General features: G+C 72.2%; 12 protein-coding genes. 7 read left to right on the forward strand and 5 right to left on the reverse strand.

The genetic code is table 11. The annotated features are described in order from the left end of the window. The first annotated feature begins 4 nt into the window (after nt 1–4). Complete coding sequence (locus tag ACTIGN_RS08355) at nt 5–3,664, forward strand: FG-GAP-like repeat-containing protein (RefSeq protein ID WP_439622718.1); 3,660 nt, start codon at nt 5–7, stop codon at nt 3,662–3,664. A 12-nt stretch (nt 3,665–3,676) separates the two neighbouring features. Here ACTIGN_RS08355 and ACTIGN_RS08360 read toward each other — a convergent pair whose 3' ends face one another. Beyond that, nucleotides 3,677–4,849, reverse strand: coding sequence for a XylR family transcriptional regulator (locus ACTIGN_RS08360; protein WP_439622720.1), 1,173 nt, complete (start codon nt 4,847–4,849; stop codon nt 3,677–3,679). 286 nt (nt 4,850–5,135) lie between these two features. On the opposite strand from ACTIGN_RS08360, the gene ACTIGN_RS08365 reads away from it, so the two are divergent. Further along, on the forward strand, nt 5,136–6,032 hold the full coding sequence (locus ACTIGN_RS08365; protein ID WP_439622722.1) for a DUF1559 domain-containing protein: 897 nt from the start codon (nt 5,136–5,138) through the stop codon (nt 6,030–6,032). A gap of 196 nt (nt 6,033–6,228) precedes the next feature. Then, nucleotides 6,229–6,684, forward strand: coding sequence for a hypothetical protein (locus tag ACTIGN_RS08370; protein WP_439622724.1), 456 nt, complete (start codon nt 6,229–6,231; stop codon nt 6,682–6,684). A gap of 10 nt (nt 6,685–6,694) precedes the next feature. Here ACTIGN_RS08370 and ACTIGN_RS08375 read toward each other — a convergent pair whose 3' ends face one another. The 3 genes from ACTIGN_RS08375 to ACTIGN_RS08385 form a co-directional block, all read right to left on the reverse strand. Then, entirely contained in the window at nt 6,695–6,991 is a 297-nt protein-coding gene (locus ACTIGN_RS08375) for a hypothetical protein (protein WP_439622726.1), read from the reverse strand. Nucleotides 6,992–7,131: 140 nt separating this feature from the next. Beyond that, on the reverse strand, nt 7,132–10,185 hold the full coding sequence (locus ACTIGN_RS08380) for a hypothetical protein (protein ID WP_439622728.1): 3,054 nt from the start codon (nt 10,183–10,185) through the stop codon (nt 7,132–7,134). A gap of 2 nt (nt 10,186–10,187) precedes the next feature. Continuing rightward, entirely contained in the window at nt 10,188–12,077 is a 1,890-nt protein-coding gene (locus ACTIGN_RS08385) for an outer membrane protein assembly factor BamB family protein (protein ID WP_439622730.1), read from the reverse strand. Between the two features lie 180 nt (nt 12,078–12,257). On the opposite strand from ACTIGN_RS08385, the gene ACTIGN_RS08390 reads away from it, so the two are divergent. Genes ACTIGN_RS08390 through ACTIGN_RS08405 form a run of 4 tightly spaced genes read left to right on the forward strand, consistent with a single transcriptional unit; the run spans nt 12,258 to nt 15,883 of the window. Further along, nucleotides 12,258–12,797 carry a sigma-70 family RNA polymerase sigma factor gene (locus ACTIGN_RS08390; protein ID WP_439622732.1) on the forward strand — a complete coding sequence of 180 codons (540 nt, stop codon included), beginning with the start codon at nt 12,258–12,260 and terminating at the stop codon, nt 12,795–12,797. Continuing rightward, a complete protein-coding gene (locus ACTIGN_RS08395) occupies nt 12,794–14,362 on the forward strand; it encodes a hypothetical protein (protein ID WP_439622734.1) in 1,569 nt (522 codons plus the stop codon). The genes ACTIGN_RS08390 and ACTIGN_RS08395 overlap by 4 nt, the downstream gene beginning before the upstream one ends. Before the next feature lie 16 nt (nt 14,363–14,378). Further along, the gene (locus ACTIGN_RS08400; protein ID WP_439622736.1) at nt 14,379–15,476 is read left to right on the forward strand and encodes a DUF1559 family PulG-like putative transporter; all 1,098 of its coding nucleotides are present in this window, start codon (nt 14,379–14,381) and stop codon (nt 15,474–15,476) included. 14 nt (nt 15,477–15,490) lie between these two features. Beyond that, nucleotides 15,491–15,883 carry a hypothetical protein gene (locus ACTIGN_RS08405; protein ID WP_439622737.1) on the forward strand — a complete coding sequence of 131 codons (393 nt, stop codon included), beginning with the start codon at nt 15,491–15,493 and terminating at the stop codon, nt 15,881–15,883. A gap of 138 nt (nt 15,884–16,021) precedes the next feature. On the opposite strand, the gene ACTIGN_RS08410 is transcribed toward ACTIGN_RS08405, so the two are convergent. After that, nucleotides 16,022–19,159 carry a DUF6797 domain-containing protein gene (locus ACTIGN_RS08410; RefSeq protein ID WP_439622739.1) on the reverse strand — a complete coding sequence of 1,046 codons (3,138 nt, stop codon included), beginning with the start codon at nt 19,157–19,159 and terminating at the stop codon, nt 16,022–16,024. Nucleotides 19,160–19,526 lie beyond the last annotated feature (367 nt).

The following is a 19,526-nucleotide window of genomic DNA, read 5'->3' on the forward strand; positions in this document are numbered from 1 at the left end:
GCTGGTGTCCCTCGAAGAGCGCGTCACCCCCGCCGCGACCCTGTCGGTGGCCGACGCCACGTTCGCGCTCAACGCCGGTGCCGCGGGCGTGGTCGTCACGCGGACCGGCGACCTCACGCAGCAGGTGACGGTCGGGTACACGGTCACCGGCGGCACCGCCGCGGCCGGCACGAACTACCAGGCCACGCCGGCGAGCGGGACGCTGTTCTTCCCCGCGGGGTCGGCCGCGGAGCGCATCCCCGTTTCGGTCCTCCCCACCAACTTCGCCGAGGACTCGCGCGACTTCTCGGTCAGCCTGACCGGGGTGATCGACTCGTTCGGGCCGCCGGCCGCGTACGCCCCGGGCCAGTCCGTCGGGGCCGGGAAGGGGGCCGATGCGGTCGCGGTCGCGGACGTGAACGGCGACGGCAAGCTCGACCTGATCGTCGCCAACTCGATCACGAACGGGGTCTCGGTGCTGCTGAACACGACCGCGCCGGGGGCCGCGGCGCTGACGTTCGCCCCGCGGCGCGTGTTCGCCGTGGGGGCCGGACCGGCCGCGGTGGCGGTCGCCGACGTGAACGGCGACGGCCGGCCCGACATCGTCACCGCCAACACCGGGTCCAACACCGTCTCGGTCCTGCTCAACACGACCGCCCCGGGCGCGCTGACGCCCGCGTTCGCCCGGCACGCCGCGTTCGCCACGGGCGCGGCACCCGTGGCGGTGGCGGCCGCCGACGTGAACGGCGACGGGCGGGTCGACGTCGTGGTCGCCAACCGCGGCTCGAACTCGGTGTCGGTGCTGCTCAACACCACCCGGCCCGGAGCGGCCCGGCCGGCGTTCGGAAGGCAGACGGCCCTCGCGACGGGCGCGGTGCCGGTGGCGGTGGCGGTGGGCGACGTGACCGGGGACGGGCGGGCGGACGTCGTGGTCGCGAACCGCGGCTCGAACTCGGTGTCGGTCCTGGTCAACGCGACCGCCCCCGGCGCGGCCGCGCCGGCGTTCGCCGCCCAGAAGGCGTCCCCCGCTGGGATGGCCCCGGTCGCCGTCGCGCTGGCCGACCTGAACGGGGACGGGGCGCTCGACGTGGCCGTCGCCAACCGCGGGTCCGGCACCGTCTCGGTGCTGTTGAACAGGCCCGCTTCGGGGAAGTCCAAGGTGGAGTTCGCGGCGCGGCGGGCCTTCGCCACCGGTGCCCAGCCGTCCTCGGTCGCGGCCGCGGACGTGAACGGCGACGGCCGGCCCGACCTGCTCGTCGCCAACCTCGGCTCGGGCACCGCGTCCGTCCTCGTGAACGCGACCGCACCGGGCGCGGGCACTCCCGCGTTCTCCGGGCACCAGCCGGCGCGGGCCGGCACGGCCCCGAGTGGGGTCGCGGCCGCCGACTTCAACGGCGACGGGAAACTCGACCTCGTCGCGGCCAACTCGACCGCCAACACCGCGTCGGTGCTGATCAACGCGACGCCGCACCCCGGGGCGGCCGACGGCGGGGTGCCGGCCTTCAACGCCGCCGCCACGTTCCCCACCCGCGTCGAACCGTCGTCGCTCCTGTCGCTCGACGTGAACGGGGACGGGAAGCCGGACCTGATCGTCACCAACAAGGGGTCGAACACCGTCTCGGTGCTGATGAACACGACCGCGCCGGGGGCCGCGGTCCCGACGTTCGCCCCGCAGCGGACCTTCGCCACCGGCTTGCAGCCGTTCGCGGTCGCCGCGGCCGACGTGAACGGGGACGGGCGGCTCGACCTCGTCGTCGCCAACGTCGCCTCCAACAGCGTCACGGTGCTCCTGAACACAACCCCGGTGGGGGCCGCGGTGCCGACGTTCGCGCCCCAGCAGGCGTTCCCCGTGGGCCTCGGGCCGGAGGCGGTGCTGGCCCCGGACGTGAACGGCGACGGGCGGCCCGACCTCGTCGTCGCCAACAACGGCGAGGGGACGCTCTCGGTGCTCATCAACACCACCGCCCCGGGGGCCGCGGGCGTGTCGTACACCCCGCACCGGACGTTCGCCACGGGCACCCACCCGGCGTCCCTCGCGTGGGCCGACGTGAACGGCGACGGGCGGGGCGACGTGGTCGCCGCGAACATGAGTTCGAACACCGTCTCGGTGCTGCTGAACTCGACCCCGCGGGGCTCGACCCTTCCGGTGCTCGGCCCGCAGCGGACGTTCGCCACCGGGGTCAACCCGGCGTGGGTGTCGGCCGCCGACGTGACCGGCGACGGCCGGCCCGACCTGCTCGTCGCCAACCGCGGGTCGAACACCGTCTCCGTGCTGGTCAACACCTCGGCCCCCGGCGGTGCCCCGGGGTTCGCCCCGCACCAGGTGTTCGCCACCGGCTCGAACCCGGTCGCCGTCTCGGCGCTGGACGTGAACGGCGACGGGAAGCTCGACCTCGTCGTCCCGAACTACGGGTCCAACAACGTATCGGTGCTCCTCAACACGACCGCCGCGGGCGGCGGCCCCTCGTTCGCGGCCCAGGAGCCGTTCGCCGCCGGTGCCAACCCGGTCGCGGTGTCGATCCTCGACGTCAACGGCGACGGGCGGCGCGACGTGGTGGTGGCGAACCGCGGGGCGAACACCGTCTCCGTGCTGATGAACGCCGCCGCGGCGGTCGCGTCGGCGCCGGCCACGGTGACGCTGACCGGCGCCCCGGTCGTCACGTCGATCACCCGAGTGGACCCGGAGCTGACCAAGGCCCCCACCGTCGCGTACACGGTCACCTTCAGCAAGCCGGTGACGGGCGTCACGGCCGAGAACTTCGCACTCGCCGGGGCCGGTGCGGCGGGCGCGACCGTCGGCACCCCCACCACGACCGACGGCGGGGTCACCTGGACCGTGACCGTGACGACCGGGGCCGACGGGCCGCTCGGCCTGAACCTCAGTTCCCGCGGCGGCATCCGCGACGGCAGCGGCAACCAGCTCTACCGCACCACGTCCGACAGCGGCACGGCCTTCAGCCCGGTCGTCGGGCCGTCGTACACGATCGACCGCACGGGGCCGGCGGTCAGCATCGTCCCGGGGGTGGCGGCCATCGGGCGCGGCCCGCTCACGTTCACCGTCACCTACACCGACCCGCACTTCAGCGCCAGCACGCTGACCGCGGCCGGCGTGAAACTCGTCGCCACCGGCACCGCGACCGGCACCATCGTCGTGGCCCCCGGCAGCGGCGCGACGCGGACCGTGACAATCACCGACATCAAGGGCGACGGAGCCTTGAGAATCGCCCTGGTCGCGAACACGGCGGCCGACGTGCTGGGGAACCTGGCCGGGGCCGCGGTGTCCGCCGCGGTCACGGTGGACAACACCCCGCCGACCGTTACGATCGCCGCCCCCGAGGGTCCGGTCGCCGCGGGAGGCACGCTGGTGTTCACCGTCACATACGCCGACCCCAACTTCGCCGGCAGCACGCTGACGGCCGCCGAGGTGACGCTGAACGCCGACGGGACCGCGACGGGCACGGTGACCGTGACCGGCACGGGGGCCACCCGACTCGTGACCGTCAGCGGGATCACCGGCACCGGGTGCCTCGGCATCTCGCTGGCCGCGGGCACGGCGAACGATGCGGCCGGCAACCTCGCCCCCGCCGCCGGGCCGAGCGCGATGGTCCGGGTCGCCGCGTCGGGCAACGACGGCCCGCTGGACCCGGACCGCGAGGGGAACGAGACCCCGTTCCCGTTGCCCTGAGTCGGCCCGCTGTCAGTTCCCGCTGCGGGCGTCGGTGCGGTAGCTCCCGGGCGTTTGACCGGTCTCGCGCGTGAAGAACACGCTCAGGTACTCGGGGTGTTCGAACCCGGTCATCGCGGCGATCCGGGCGAGCGGGTAGTCGGTCTCGGTCAACAATTGCCTGATCCGCTCGACCCGAACGCGGTTGATCTCGGCCTTCGGGGACCGCCCCAGGGAGCGGGCGAAGGCCCGCTCCAGCGTGCTCCGCGAGCACCGCACCCGGGCGAGGACGGCGCTCACGTCGATGCCGTCGCAGGCGTGCTCGCGGATGTACCGGACGGCGGCGACCACCTCCGGCTCGGCCCCCGGGAGCAGGTCCGTCGAGCCGCGGCCCGCGACCCCCAGCGGGGGGACGAACACCGGAGCGGGCGGCGGCGGGCGGCCGTCCATCAGCGCGTCGAGCATCGCCCCGGCCTCCAGGCCGATCCGCCGCGTGTCGGGGACGACGCTCGACAGGGCCGGCGTGCACAGCTCGCACAGCAGTTCGTCGTTGTCCACCCCCACGACCGCGACCTCGTCCGGGACCGCGAGGCCCGCGAGCCGGCACGCCTGGATCACCTGCCGCCCGCGGATGTCGTTGCACGCCATGACCCCGACCGGCTTGGGCAGCGCGGCCAGCCAGTCGGCGAGGTGCCCCTCGAACGCCACGCTCGCCTGCTCCAGCTCGACCGTCAGCCCGCCACGGGGCCGGGCCGGGGGCCGGTACGCGAGGCACCCCCCGTGCGGGGCGGTCAGCTCCGCGAACAGCCGCGCCCGCACGTCCGAGTAGTTCGTCCCCTCGAACCCGCAGAACGCGAACCGCCGCACGCCCCGGCCGAGCAAGTGCTCGAACGCCAGCCGGACGACCCGCGGCTCGTCCGTCTCCACCAGCGGCAGGTCGGAGCCGCGGTACAGCCCCCGGAGGTCCACGACCGGCACCCCGAGGGCGCGGACCGCCGCCACCAGCGCCTCCGACTCCAGGCGGGCGACGACCCCCTCGCCGCGCCACGCCCCGAGCCACCCCGGCACCTGGTCCCCGAGCCCGCGGTCGTCGAGCGTGACGGCCCAGCCGTCGTTGACCCGCGCGTACTCCGCGAGTCCGTGGAGGAGCCCGCGGCCGTAGGACCGGGACGACTCGACGAGCACGGCGACCCTGCGGCGGGGCATGGCGGCGGCCCCTGAAGTAGTGCGGCAAAGTTTCAGGAGCCTGCGGGCGGAGACCGCAGCGAGCGGCCCACCGGACCCATCGTTACCTTGATCTTATAGCGTTCTGAGAGATTCGGCCGCGAGCGTACCGGGTCGATGTTGACGTAATATCTCAAGCGCGATCCGGAATAGCTCAATGACGGCCCGCACGGACGGTGGTACGATTCCGCTGTTGGTTCGAGCCCCGTGCGTTCGCGCGGGTGTGTCGCTGTCCCGGTTCGGTCACCTCTTCCCGGAGGCCGGGTTCATGTCATCATCGCGCCGCGGCTTTACGCTCATTGAACTGCTGGTCGTCATCGCCATCATTGCGATCCTGATCGGGCTCCTGCTCCCCGCCGTCCAGAAGGTCCGCGAGGCGGCGGCCCGCCTCAAGTGCCAGAACAACCTGAAGCAGATCGGCATCGCCCTGCACAACTACCACGACGTGTACGGGCGGTTCCCGCACGGGCACGTCGCCGAGTCCGCGGGCGACGACAAGGTGTTCGGCTCGTGGGTCAAGCTGATCCTGCCGCTCGTGGAACTCGGGTCCGTGTACGACAAGTTCGACCACACCCAGAGCTGGTGGAAGTCGCAGAACCAGACGGTCCGCGGGTTCAAGCTCCCGATCTTCACCTGCCCGTCGGACATCGACGCCCCGGTTTCCAACAGCGCCCAGGACTTCGGGTTCCGCGGCAACTACGTCGGCAACACCGGCATCGGGAAGTGGATCCGCGCGTACCCCTCCTCGAACCAGACGCAGCTCACGGTCAAGGGGCCGTTCCTCCACGCCGGGTACACGACCTTCGCCGCGATGACCGACGGGACGTCGAACACCGCGGGCGTGTCGGAGATCCGCAAGTCGCCCAACAACGACTCCCGCGGGGCGCTGTTCGCGGACACCGGGTGCGTCCAGTACACCCACGACTACCTGCCGAACGCGAACGTGAGCGACCTGACCGAGCGGTGCAACGGGGACGCGCGGACCCCGTGCGTTTCGACCGGCAACTTCGGCCAGTACCAGCTCACGGCCAAGAGCAACCACACCGGCGGGGTCGGGCTGCTCATGATGGACGGGTCGGTCCGGTTCGTGACCGACACCGTGGACGTCGTCGCCTGGCAGGCGGCCGCGAGTCCGGCCGGCGGCGAGGCCACCCCGCTCCCGTGACAGGTGCGGCGGCCCTCGGTTGGAGTCACCGGCGGTTGGCGGGCCGGCCCGGGCGGCGGCCCCAACTCGCCGCCGTGGGTCCGCCCTCCGGGGCGGCCCGCGTGAGGCGAACGATTCAATAGCGCAGTGTGGCGGCTCTCTTCCCAAAGCACATCGCGCCCCTGCGCACGCGGGGGCGCGCAATCGAGTCACTGCCATGAGAAGCGAGAAGGCGTGCCGCGGGCCGGTGCTCGCGGCGCTGTTGGGATTGGCGCTGTCCCCCGCGGGGTGCGGGCCGAGCCCCAGCCCGAACCCGGCGCGCGTCGCGGTGACCGGGCGGGTCACCCTCGACGACGCCCCGGCCCCCGCCGGGACGATCGTGTTCGTCCCGGTCGCCGTCGGTCAGATGCAGGCGCAGGGGATTATTCAGGACGACGGCACGTTCGCGATCGCGGCGGCCGACGGCCCCTCGCCCGGCGAGTACCGGGTCGAGATCCAGTGCGCGAAAAAGACGGGCCGGCGCGTCGCGAGCCTGAGCAGTTCGGACGGAACGGGGATGATCGACGAGCGGGTGCCGGTGGTCCCGGCGAGGTACAACACCGCGACCACGCTCCGGCAGGCGATCGCGCCGGGCGAGAACGCGCTCGAGTTCCAGCTCCGATCGAAGCCGTAGCCCCGGTCGGTCAGCTCGACTGCCGGAACAGGAAGAAGTTCACGATCACCGCGAACGACAGGACGCCGACGGCCGTTCGGACCCCGGTGCGGGCGGCCGGTGCGGGCGGCCGGTGCGGGGCGGCTTTGGCCCGTGCCTGGCACGACGCGCAGACCGGGACCGGGCGGCCGTTGGCCCGGGGCAGGTGCCGGAGTTCGGGAAGGGTGGTCGGGCCGTCCGCGTCGGTCTCGAAGATGAAGCGGAACTGCTGGACCGGTTCGAGCGGCGCGCCACAACACGCGCATGCACGGGGGCACGAATGAGACACGGAGGTCCTCGCCGTCGGTGACGGGGGGCGGGAACGCCCCAGAGGGGCGGTGTTGCGGGTGAGGTTAGTGAAGATGTACGGCACAATCCGGCCGAATGCAACCCGAACTGCGCCGCCGGGCCCCTTCGCCCCCGCCGCGGCTACCGCAGGATGATCGTGTCCACGGCGAACTTCGCGGCGGGCGGCACCTCGACTTCGATGCGCCCGTCGCGGGCGGCCCACTTCAGCGGCCCGTGCAGCGCGCTCACGACCTCCTTGACGTCACGCTTCGCGTCCACCGACAACTTGCCCGGTGTGGCGGGCAGTTCGCCTGGCTTCCAGGTGTACAGTGCGACCATCACCGCCACGCCTTTCGCCGGGTGGTCGAACAGTGTGACCTCCGCTTCGGGGCAGTCGTACTCGGCCCGCGGCCGGCCGAGGCGCTTCGCGACCGGCGCGGCGAGCCAGGCGCGGCCCGGCCCCTTCGCCCCACCCGCGGCGCGGAACGTCTCACCGGGGCCGACGCCGAGCAGGACCGCGCGGCCCTTGCCGACGGCGTTCACGGTCGCCGCCACCTCGCCGCCGTCGTACTTCGCCGCGACCTTCGCGGCGGTCGGGGTCAGGACGTACTTGTGGCCGCCGGGCGCGGCCGCGGGCAGCTCGACCTCGGGGAAGTCGTCGGTTCCGTGGAACCGCACCTTGTCGCGCGCCGCCTTGTCGTCGGCGGTCGCGAGCCGCTGGGCCGCGCCGAACAGCTCCGCGGTCTCGGGCATCCGGTCGCCGTACACGTCGAAGCTCGCGGCCCCGGCCGAGCCGATCACCACGCCGCCGCGCTCGACCCACGCCCGCACCGCCCTGAGGTGCCGCCGCTCCAAGTTCAGCCCGCCGAGGAACAGCACGTCATACCCTGCGAGGTCAGTTTCATTCAGGTCTTCCTCGATGACGACGTCCACCGGAACGCTGGCGTTGCGGAGGCCGAGGAACGTCCACATCCAGTCGTGGTTCAGGGCGACCCGCGACCCGCTGACGATCTCGTGGCTGCGGTTGTACAGCACGGCCGTCCGCCGGGCCTCGCGGGTGCCGGTGCCGATGATCTCGTCGGCCGGGCCGAGCGCGTGCGTGCCCTGGGCGACCGACAGGTACTGGTCCTTCGACTCGCTCCAGGAGTTGCTCCCCTCGGCCCAGGAGTCGATCGGCCCCCAGTCGTAGAGGTGCAGGATGTTGACCCCCTGGCTCACGCACGAGAACATCTTCTGCGCCGAGTACCCGCAGTTGCTGCCGACGTAGAACCCGGCCGGGTACTTCCGCGGGCGGACCGCGCACTCCACCAGGGCGGCGTAGAAGGTCGTACACTCGCCCATCGGCGTGCCGAGCCCCCAACTGCCGCCGGTCGCCCAGTCCTCGGCCCAGCCGAGCGTCTGCGCGCCGGCCCGGGGGAGCAGGAACCAGTCCGACTCGTTCATGTCGCGGCCGGTCAGGAACACCGGGTGCGGGGAGTAGTTGTTGTAGACCTGCGCCTTTGGCTTCGTCTTCTCGATGTCGCGGATCGCGCGAGCGTAGGTCGGGACCGTGGCGAGGTGGGCGTATCGCTGCGAGCAGTAGAACAGCCGCCGCTCGAACCGGCCGGGGTTCTCGGGCAGGTGGTCGGTGCACCGGGCGGCCCGCACGTCGTCGAGCCCCAGGAACGACTGGACGTCGAGGCCGTTCGCCCTCGCCTGCTCGCGGAGGTAGTCGTGGAACCCGGTCCGCAGCGCCGCGTCGGCGTTGATCGCCGCGGCCGGGGTGTGGGTGCCGATCTCGTCGCCGAGCTTCACCTTCGGGGCCGCGGAGTCGTCGTGCAGGCCGAACGTCTTGGTCACCTCGGCCGGAGCGCCGGGAATCCAGTTCACGCCCAGGCGGGCGAGCATCTCGGCGGCCCGCGCCTGGTGCGCCGGGCCGGTCGAGCACCCGGTCAGCACCTTGATGTGCTTGGGGAGCGGGTGATCGGGCTTGAGGCCGAGCGTGCGGGTGGCGTCACCGGCCCAGGTGAAGTACCGCTCGACCAGCGCGTCCTCGCTGACCCACCCGTCGAGGGCGGCCGGGTCCCACACGCCCCACGCGGGAGCGGCGGCCGGGGCGCGGTAGGCGTACCGGCCGTGGGGGACGCGGAACATCGCCCGGCCCCCGCCCATGGCGGCCGGCAGAGTGCGGGAGACCGCGGCCTCGTGCGGTGCCCACGCGAGTTGAACCTCGATGGCTCCCGCGGCCACCCCGGTGACGACCGGCCGCCACGTCGACCACGGCCCGCCGCCCGCGACCACCTGTTCGCGGACGTCCACGAACGGCGACCACTCCTTCGCTGGGACGGCGGTCACCGGAGGAGTGCCGTCGTACCACAGCGGCTCGGTCGAGTTCGGCGCGCGGCGGCCGGGCCAGTGGTACGTCACCGAGGTGGCGACCGAGAACTGCGGGGCCGTCGCGCCCTTCGTGACGCGGTAGCGGAGGTACACCCCGCCGAGCGTGTTGTCCTTCTTCACCTCCGAGAGGCTCGGGCGGAACGCCTTGCTCGCGGTGAGGAACACGGCCGACACGCGGGCGTCGCGGCGGTCGCTGCGGAGCGCGACGCGGTGCGGCCCCTTGGCGAGCCTCACGTCGCGGTACTCCCAGACGGTCATGAACTCGTCGGGGAAGGCGTTCAGTTGCACCTCGGACTCGAACCGCACCGGCAGCTTCTTCTCCTGGTCCTTGCCGAGCGTGTTCGCCAGCAGCTTCAGATCGCCGAACGTGTGCGTCAGAGCCGGACCGGCGCTCTCGTACTCGCCCCTACCGCCCGCCGCGGTGCGCACAGGCTCGACCGACACCGTGACGGGGAACGGGTGATGTTGCCCGAGCCGGTGCCGCACGTAGAGCCGGTACTCGCCGTCCTTCGGAACGTCGATGAGCGTGGCGATCGGCTCGGCGCCCGCGGGGCTCGCGTACCCGCCGGCCGCCTTCCAGCGGGTGGGCTCCGTGTCCCCCTTGGGGCGGCCGCCGGCCGGCTCGACGTGCCGCCACGACTCGACGAACGAGAGGTGACTGTGCCGCAAGCCGTCGAGGTCGGCGGCGGTCTTCGCGCCGTTGAGGTCGTCGAGGATGTCGTCGCCGGGCGGCGGCTTCTGGGCCGAGGTCGCGGCGGTGGCGGCGAGCAGCACGGCGACGAGCCCGCCGAACCGGCGGCAGGTGCGGGGGGCGGGCATGGCTACTTGGTCCCTTCCGTCGTGAGCTTGTACAGGAACCCGCTGCCGTCGGTGGCGAGCAGGAACGGCTTCGAGCCGGCGGCGTCGGCGGCGATGGAGTCGAGCAGGTCGTCCGGGCCGCCCTTCGCGGGCCGCGGCTTCCCCTTCCAGACCGGCGGCGTCGACGCGACCGCGGCCCGCCCCGTGACGCGGGTGCCCAGCGCCGACTCCCAAATCGGCTTGAGGTCGCGGCCGAGGAGCGTCAGCCGCCCCGAGACGTCGCCCACGGCCAGGCGGGTCTGCCCGCCGACGGTCACCGGCTCGGCCGACACGATCCACGTCGGCCACTTCGCCTCCGCCGCGACCGTGCCCGTTGCCGCGTCGAGCCGCGCGACGCGGTTCCCCTTCGTGACGACGACGACCGCCCCGTCGTGCTCGATTGGATGTTGCACGAGCGCGTCGCCGGCGGCGTACGTCCACTTCACGGCCCCGTCCTTGGGGTCGAAGGCGAACAGCGTCTCGTCCGCTGCCGAGAACGCGAGCCGGAGCGCGCCGGCGGTTGTGATCGGCCCCCACAACTGCTTCCCGAGCGGCACGCGCCACAGTTCGCGGTGGTCGGCCCGCGCGAGTGCGACCAACTCGCCGCGACCGTTGCCGAACAGCACCCGGTCGGGTTCGAGCCGCGGGCCGGCGGTGATCGGTTCGGACCCGGCCGCGGACCACACCTCCTTCCCGCGGGCGTACACCGCGAGCTTCGCGCCTTGAGCCGTGGCGACCTCGCCGTCGGGTGCGACATCGAACGCCGCGACCGGGACCGGGGCCAGCGGCGTGATCGCGCCGTCCGCGACGGCGATCTCCGCGAGCGCCGTCGTCGTGCGGTACAGCCGCAACTTCCCCGCTGAGTCGGGCCGGGCCGCGTACCGCTCGACGCGCTTCGGGCCGGTCTTGCCCTGCGGGACGCGGAGCCGCCACGCTTCCGCGCCGGTCGCCGCGTCAAGGGCGGTTAGCTCGTCGTCCACTAAACAGACGATCCGCCCCGCCCCGACGCCCAGGAGCGTGGCCCCTTCGGGCGACGGTCGCGTGAAGTCCGCCACGGTCGGCCGGGTCGGCAGGCTCAGCAGGACCGCGAGTTGGTCGTGAAACTCTTCCCACGGGACGCGGTCGCGGGTGAGGACCGTTTCCTTGCCCCCGCGGGTGAACGCGACGCGGAAGTCGCACGCCTGGTCGCGGACCCGCACCTCGACCCGGGCGCGAGCGTCGGCCTTATTGGGCGAGGGTGCCCACCCGGCAACACACGCCGCGGCGGTCACGATCGCCCGCACCGGGGGGAACACCTTCTCCGGCGGCACCGTCAGCGCCTCGTCGGCCCCGCCGCTACCGGCCTTCGGATTCGCGAGGACGACCTCGAGTTGCAGCGCCGGGTGCGGCGCGGCCCTTTGCACCTCCGGGTACGCGATGCGGAACCCGTCGAGGAGGTTCGTGAACGGCGGGAGCCACCGCTCGCCGGCCGGCGTCCAGCGCTTGCGGTGCGAGACGTGGGCGACGAGCTTGGCGGCCCGGGTCGGCCCGGTGAACTGGAACGCATAGGCCTCGGCCCGGTTCCCGAACCCGACGGTCACGACGCTGACCCACTTCTCGGGCTCCACACCGGCCGGAACGTCGGACCACTCGCCAGTGGTCCTCGCGGTCGCCTTCGCGGTACACCACCCCTGTGCGGATAGCTCCGCGGCCAGCTCGGTCGCGTTCGGGCGGACCTGATCAACGGCCCCGAGGTCGAACCCGGAAACGACGAACTCCGGCCGGGGCGGTTGGGCGGCGGTGGGACTGGTCAGCGCGACCGCGGCGATTCCGGCCGCGCAGGCGAGCACGGCCCCGAAGCGGGCCGGAGTGTTCGAGCGGACCTGTGCCGTCATGGGGCTGACCTTGCGGACCGCGGGGGCGGCGGGGCGGGACGAGGTGTGAGCGTAGCACGGGCCGCGAAACGGTGCAAAACTTAAAGGGCCGCCGCGGGCAGTGAAATTTTCCCCGGCCGGGTGTCCAGTTCCGGCGGGCACGGGCAAGTGATGATCGAGTCAAGATTCGGTGGAGGTCGCGTGGGCCCGCCCGGCGCACCCGGTGGACCGGACGACCGGTTCGTAACCGGACTGATCCCGCTCCAAACCCGCCTGTTCCGATACATCGCCGGGCTCGTGCCCGCACGCGCCGACGCCGAGGACCTGTTCCAGAAGTCGATGCTGACCGCGTGGCAGGAGCGGGGGCGGTACCAGTCGGACCGCGACCTGTTCGCGTGGCTGTGCGGCATCGCCCGGAACCACGTCCGCCACCACGTCCGGGCGGCCTACCGTGCCCGGGCCGTGCTCGACCCCGAGGTGATCGAGCAGCTCGCGGACCGGCTCCTGGAGGAGGACGACTACTTCCAGCGGCGGCAGGAGGCCCTGACCGCGTGCCTCGACCTGCTGCCCGACAAGAGCCGGGCGCTGGTCGAACAGGTGTACGGGGCCGAGCAGGCGGTGAAGGACGTGGCGCGGCAACTGGGGGCCGGCGTCGAGGGCGTGTACAAGGCGCTCCAGCGGGTGCGGGCGGCGCTGCACGACTGCGTGACCGCGAGACTGGACCGGGAGGGCGGGGCATGACGGCCGAGGTTCGGCAACTCGCACAGGCGCACTGCGACGGCACGCTGTCGCGCGCCGGTGCCGCGCGGCTGTCGGCGCTGCTCCGCGACAACCCCGAGAACCAGCGCGCGTTCCTGGAGGTCGCGGCGGTCCACGCCCGGTTGCAGGCCGAGTTCGGCCCGGTCGCCGCGCCGCCGGCGGCCCGCCCGCGTCCCGACCGGAGGGTTCGCTACTTCGCCGGCGGGCTCGCGGCGGCGGCCGCGGTTCTGGTCGCTGTGCTCGCGTTCCGGCCCGAACCGGAGCGGGTCGCGGTCGCCGTACTCACGAACTCGGCGGCGGCGCAGTGGCACGACGGGGCCGCTCGTGCGCCCGGAACGCCGCTCCCCGCGGGCCGCGTGGCGCTCGACGCGGGGGTCGCCGAGATCGCGTTCCGCGACGGGACCGTGGCCGTCGTCGAGGGGCCGGCCGAGATCGACCTCGTCGGCGCGAGCAGCGCGTTCCTGCACGTCGGCCAGGTCGTCGTGCGGGCCGCGGCCGGCGGCCCGGGGTTCGCGCTGGAGACGCCCACGGCCCGCGTCGCCGAGCGGGGCACCGAGTGCGGGGTCCGCGTCGAGGCGGCGGGGGAGACGATCCTCCAGGTGTACGACGGCGAGGTGCTCGCGACGGGGAAGGGCGGCGGGGCGGAGACCCTCGGCACCGGCCGGGCGGTCCGCGTCGCCGGGTCGATCGAGACCGTCCCGTTCTGGCCCGAGCGGTTCGTCCGCGTCCTGCCCGCGAAGGACAACCCGGCCGGCCGCGGCACCCACCCGTACAACCGGGCGGCGTTCGACGCGGTCCACATCGTGCCCCCGCCCGGCCCGGTGCGGATCGACGCCGACCTCGCCGACTGGGACCTGTCCGGTCAGTTCCACGCGGCCTGCGACCCGCCCTACGGCGGGAACCACGCACTGGACGCCGCGATGATGTACGACGCGACCCACCTGTACGTCTCGGCCCGGGTCCGCGACCCGTTCCCGATGCGGAGCCAGGTCTCGCCCCGCGACGGCCGCGACCTGTTCGGCGGCGGGGGCGGCGTCGCGCTGCGGCTGTCGACCGACCGCGCCGCCGGGTGGCCGCTCGCCGCCGAGGGGCTCCCCACGACCCGCCGCCCGCTCCCGACGGACCGCGCCGACCCCAACGACAAGCTCGCGTTCCTGATGCTCTGGTTCCACCAGCCGACCCGCGAGGCGTGCCTCCACGTCCGATACGGCATGGACTTCCACGGCGGCCGGGTGAACCCGCCCGGGTACCGCGGCGCGTTCCGCGAGGACGCCGACGGCCGCGGGTACACGCTGGAGTACGCCCTGCCGTGGGAGCTGCTGCACGCGGCCGCCGACCCGCCCCGGGCCGGGGACGTGCTCGCCGCGACGTGGCTCGTCCACTGGGCCAACGAGTCCGGGCGCGTGTGGAAGGGCCAGCTCATCGACGTGACGAACCCCCGCGACACCGGCTGGAACTTCCAGCGGGCTGCGACGTGGGGCCGGGCGGTGTACCACCCGCTCGGCAACCTGCCCCCCGGGACCGTGGTCCCATTATCCGTTCCCTGACGCTCGGAGACCTTCCGTGCCGCATTCATCCGCCCGCCGGCGTGCCTTCACGCTGATCGAACTGCTGGTCGTCATCGCCATCATTGCCGTGCTGATCGGCCTGCTGCTGCCCGCGGTCCAGAAGGTCCGCGAGGCCGCCGCCCGGGCGAAGTGCGCCAACCACTTCAAGCAGCTCGGGATTGCGACGCACATGTATCACGATACTCGTAACGGGCTTCCTCCCGCGATCACCGGGAACTGCGGCCTGACGTACTGGGCGTTGATCCTGCCGTACATGGAACAGAACGCACTTGCTCAGAAGATCAACCAGGACGCCGGGATCCACTACGGCGATCCCAATATGGATACGCTGCACGTCGATTCCTGGACGTCGACCGAGTCTCGCAATAATTACAACGCCCTGAACTCCGCCCCGCCTCTGGCGTACATGTTCTGCCCGAGTCGAGGTGGTCCCCGGAAGAATCGCAACAACCGTTGGACGACGGATTACGTCTTGATTATCGCGGGCACGGAGAAGTGGCACTTCACCGGAATCACTGGGCCGATCACGAATCCTGGTGTCAATCTCTTCAAACAAAAGCAGGCGCTCCAGGTCGCCGTTGCGCCAGGGGATAAGAACCTCATTCACCTGGCGAACTGGTCCGGATCTCCACCTGCCGCTGAAGCCTCCTATTTCCCCGTTCAAGAACCCTACAAGGGGTGGCGATCACGGACCACGTTTACGTCGATCTCCGATGGCTTGAGTAACACTGCGATACTGGCCGAGAAGCACCTCGCGAGATCGGAGTTCAAGGCGTGTTGCGGGGGAACGCGCTCCGGCGCGCCCAACCACAATGGCACGGACGGGTTCCCCCACTGGAATCGAGACAACGGCCCCGGTGCGTATGGCAGTTTCTGGTTGAGTGGGTCCGTCGAAAGCGGGATCGCCCGTGGACCGGAAGACGGCGACGGATTGAACGTGAACAGTAGCCCCGCACTCGGCTCGTGGCACCCGGGCGTTTGCAACTTCCTCCTGGCCGACGGCTCGGTTCGCGCGATCCCGGTCAGTGTCAATCAAACGATGCTGTCCCGCCTCGGGAACGCCAGTGACGGCCAACCGCTCGACCTCCCCTGATCGGAACCCTTCCCATGCGAACCGCTCTTTGCCTGCTCCTGCTCGCGGCCACCGGGTGCGGGTCGAACCTGCACCCCGTCAAGGGCCGCGTTCACTTCGCCGACGGCTCTCCGCTCGACACCGGCCGGGTCGTCGTGGACTTCGGCGAAGCGCAATCCGGCGCGTGGGGCTCCATCCACCCGGACGGCTCGTTCGTGATCGGCACCAATACCCCGAGTGACGGGATGTTGGCGGGAACGTACCGGGTCTACATCTCCGGCGCGGAGACGCTGCCGGGGCCGGGGGCACCGACCCGGCCGCTGGTCCACGAGCGGTTCACGAAGCCCGAAACGTCCGGGCTGTCGTTCACGGTCCCGGACCAGACGACGTGGGACATCGTCGTCGAGAAGCCGGCCAAGGTGAAGTGAAACCGGACCGCGTGGATCTGTTGCCCTTGGTGGGGCAGGCATTCCTGCCTGCCTCCCGACGCGTCGGGGGGCAGGCAGGAATGCCTGCCCCACCAGACAGAAACGAACCCATGAGATCCGGGACGAGGCACCGGGCGCTCACTTGCCCATCGCGTGGATCGTGTTGTGGATCACGCCGGCGACGGGCCGGCCGTCCGCCCCGGCGACGCGGTACTTGACCTCCATGCCCCACGTCGGGGCGAGGTCCGGGATGTCGAGCCGGACGGTCTTCCCGTCCCCGCTGACCGTCGCCCTGGCCACCGCCAGCGGGTGCTCGTCGACGTGCTTCGAGCCGTAGTTCTGGCTCCGCTTCAGCCCCCACACCTTCACGTCGTAGTTCTTCGGGTCCGCGGCGGCCTTCGGGTCGAGCGCGTCGGTGAACGTCAATTCGACGCCGGTCGCGGTCGCCTTCAGCCCGACCGGCAGGTCGGCGGGCTTGCCCGTGTACCGCACGCGGTAGAAGCCGCCGGGCTGGGCGCGGTTCCCGGCCCACGCGAACATCCCGCAGGCGTACAGCGCGGCGTCGGCCGGGTGGAACCGGCCCCGCATGACCCCGGTCGGGAACGGCGGCAGCGGCAGCGCGACCATCCCGCCCTGCGGCTGCCCGTTCACCGTCTCGTGCGGGACGACGAAGATCTTCCCCATGCCGTAGGAGATGTTGAGCAGCGAACCTTTGAGCGGCCCCCAGGCGTCGGGCGGCACCCACACCAGCTCGGCCGGCGACCGGTCGAACTCGTTCGTGACCCAGCACAGCGGCTGCTTCATCGCGGCGTTCGACGTGTCGGTGACGTCGGTGTACCCCCACATGTTGCCGTAGAACCCGCCCCGCTCGACGAGGTTGATGCGGTTCTTCGGGGTCCAGAACCCCTCCTGGTCGGTGACGAAGAACGTGCCGTCGGGGTTCAGGCACACGCCGTTGGCGGCGCGGAACCCGGTCGCGAGGATCTCCGTCCTCGCGCCGTCCTTGCTCACCTTGAGGAGCGTGCCGTGGTGCGGGACCAGGGCGGGCAGCGCGTGCCGGCCGCTCTTGGCGTAGTAGAAGTTGCCCTCGGGGTCGGTCTGGAGCCCCATCGCGAACTCGTGGAAGTGCTCGGTGACCTGGTGGTCGCTGTTGAAGCACTCGGAGAAGTCAGTCTCGCCGTCGCCGTTGAGGTCGTGGAGCTTAACGATCTGGTCGCGGCAGCAGACGAACACGGCACCGTCGCGGACCTTCAGGCCGAGCGGCTGGAACAAGCCGGACGCGACCCGCTGCCACGCGACCCCGGCGGCCGGCGCGTCGAGGCCGGACACGAGCCACACGTCGCCGTCCCACGAGCACACGGCCATCCGCTTGCCGCCCGGGAGGAAGTCGAACCCGGTGAGCCGGAGCTGCGCGTTCCACGGGTTCCGGTCGGGCGTGGCGAACGTGTCCACCGCGAACGGCCCGTCGTCCTTGCCGAGCGCCACGGGGGCCTTCAGCACCTCGGGCCACCGCTTCGGGCCGCCCTTCGTGAGCGGCTCCAGCGCCCGGGGCGCGGGCGAGTCCTTGGCCAGCGCCTTGAGCGCGGCCGCGTCGCCCTTCGACCACAGCAGCTTCACGCGGGTCGGGGTCGCGGCCGCCGGCACGCGGAGGACCGTGAACCCGTCGCGCTCCTCCAGCGACACCCGGTTGTCACCCACCACCGCGGCCGCAACGCCCACGGGGGCGACGCGGGCGAGCAGGTCGCGCGACGACTTGCCGATCTCCAGGGTGCGGGTGAACGCGGGCTTCGCCGGGTCGCCCTCGGTGCCCTCCAGTTCGAGGGCGCTCGCGTCGCCGACCGCGTAGGCGATGACGGTCTGGTCGCCGAAGTGGTACAGCCCGCGGAACCGGCCCCACTCGCGTGGCAGGGGGCCGAACGGCTTCTTGTCGCGGCCCAGCGGCCGCGGGTCGGCGAAGCTCCCGGTGGCCGGGTCCGCCCAGCCGGGGCCGACCGGGTTCGCGAGGTGGACCGTGCCGGTGACCTTCGGGTGGACCTGGTGCTGGCCGTTGAAGTGAATGCCCTTCCAGTCGATGAACCCCTCGCCCGTCCAGACCGCGGCGAGCCGGAGCGTGTCGTGCTCGAACGCCGCCCACCGCGTGCCGCGGGACACGCCGCCCGCCCCCGCGTCGAGCCGCACGGCGACCGCCTTGTACGCGATGTTCCCGGCCCCGACCTCGTAGGTGTTCATCAGGCTCGGGCCGTAGTCCATCAGCACCCACGGCTCGACGTTCACCGGGGCCGGGCCGAACTCGCCCTTCTTCCCCGCGGGGAGCTTTGCGAGGTAGGCGTCGTCGGCCGCCTTGTACTGCGCCGGGTTGTGCGGCTTGAGGTACGCCTCTCGGAGGTAGTGGATCACGTCGTACTTCTGCCGCGGCACCATCCACGTCTGCGGGGCCATCAGGGCGTACCCGCGGGTGAGGGTCTGGTACAGGCTGTACGGGTCGCTGCCGTTCTTGAACGCGTGGGCGGCGAACCGCGGCGACGTCGGGAGCGAGCCGGGCTGGTCCTTGGTGCCGTGGCAGTTCGCGCACACCCGCGAGTAGATCGCCTCGCCCCGCTTCAGCGCCTTGTCGTCCGCGGCCCGGATCAGGCCGGCGTGGTCGATGTCCTTCTCGTACTCGGGGACCACGAGCGCGGTCACCGCCGGGCGCAGCTCCTTCGCACGCGCCGGGCCGCCCTCGGCGACCTCGATGAGGTACTTCGCGAGGTCGAGGAACTGCTGCCGGTCGGACAGCAGGTTGGCGAGCCCGTCAGGCATCAGCGACGAGGGGCTCGCCGTGCGCCGCTCGATGTCGGCTTTCGGGACCGTGACCCGCTTGCCGTTCGCGGACGGGTCGAGGAGCGTGAGCGCGTCGGCGGTGTCGTCCGCGATGAGGCCGGTCACGGTCCGCTCGTCCTTGGTGGTCACGACGACCGTTTCGTACCCCTTCTTGAGTACCTTCGAGGGGAACAGGACCGACTCGACGAGGTACTCGGCGGTCGCCTCCTTGCCGGCCTTCGACAGGTCCGGGCCGAGCTGCGTGCCGACCTCGGCGTCGTGGCACTTCGAGCACGCGAGCGCCGGCTGGAAGAACAGCACGGCCCCGCGGCCCGCGTCGCCCCGCTCGCGGGCGGCCTTTGCGAGTTCGGCGACCGGCTCCGCGGCGAGTTGCGCGTTGAGCCCCGCGGGCGGGTCGGCGGCCCGCACCTGTGCGGCGGCGAGGAGGAGGCACAGACCGAGTGCGGCGTGTCGCATGGGTGGCAACCATCGTGACGCGGGCGGGTGCCCGCGAAGGCGTGATGGACTCGAAGGTAAGCGACCGCACCGCACGCGTCTTGTCCGAAACCCGAGTCCCGGCGCGAAACCGCGCACACCGCGCGGCACGCCGGCCCCACCGCGGTGGGGTCCTTCTTCAACGTGTTCCCGCACACCCCGCGGCGGAGGGGCTCGCCCCGATCGCGGCCGGCAACGTCGCGGCCGCCGAGCACCGGCCCGTGAGCGCGGCGCACCGCGTCGCTGCGGGCGAGTCGTACTTCGCCGTCCGCGTGGGCGGAGGAACTTGCAGCCCACGGGTAGGGATCACATTAGTTGGTAGACGTTCGTTTCATGCGGCCGTGGACCG

It is taken from the genome of Gemmata sp., from assembly GCF_051859125.1.
Lineage (GTDB): Bacteria > Planctomycetota > Planctomycetia > Gemmatales > Gemmataceae > Gemmata.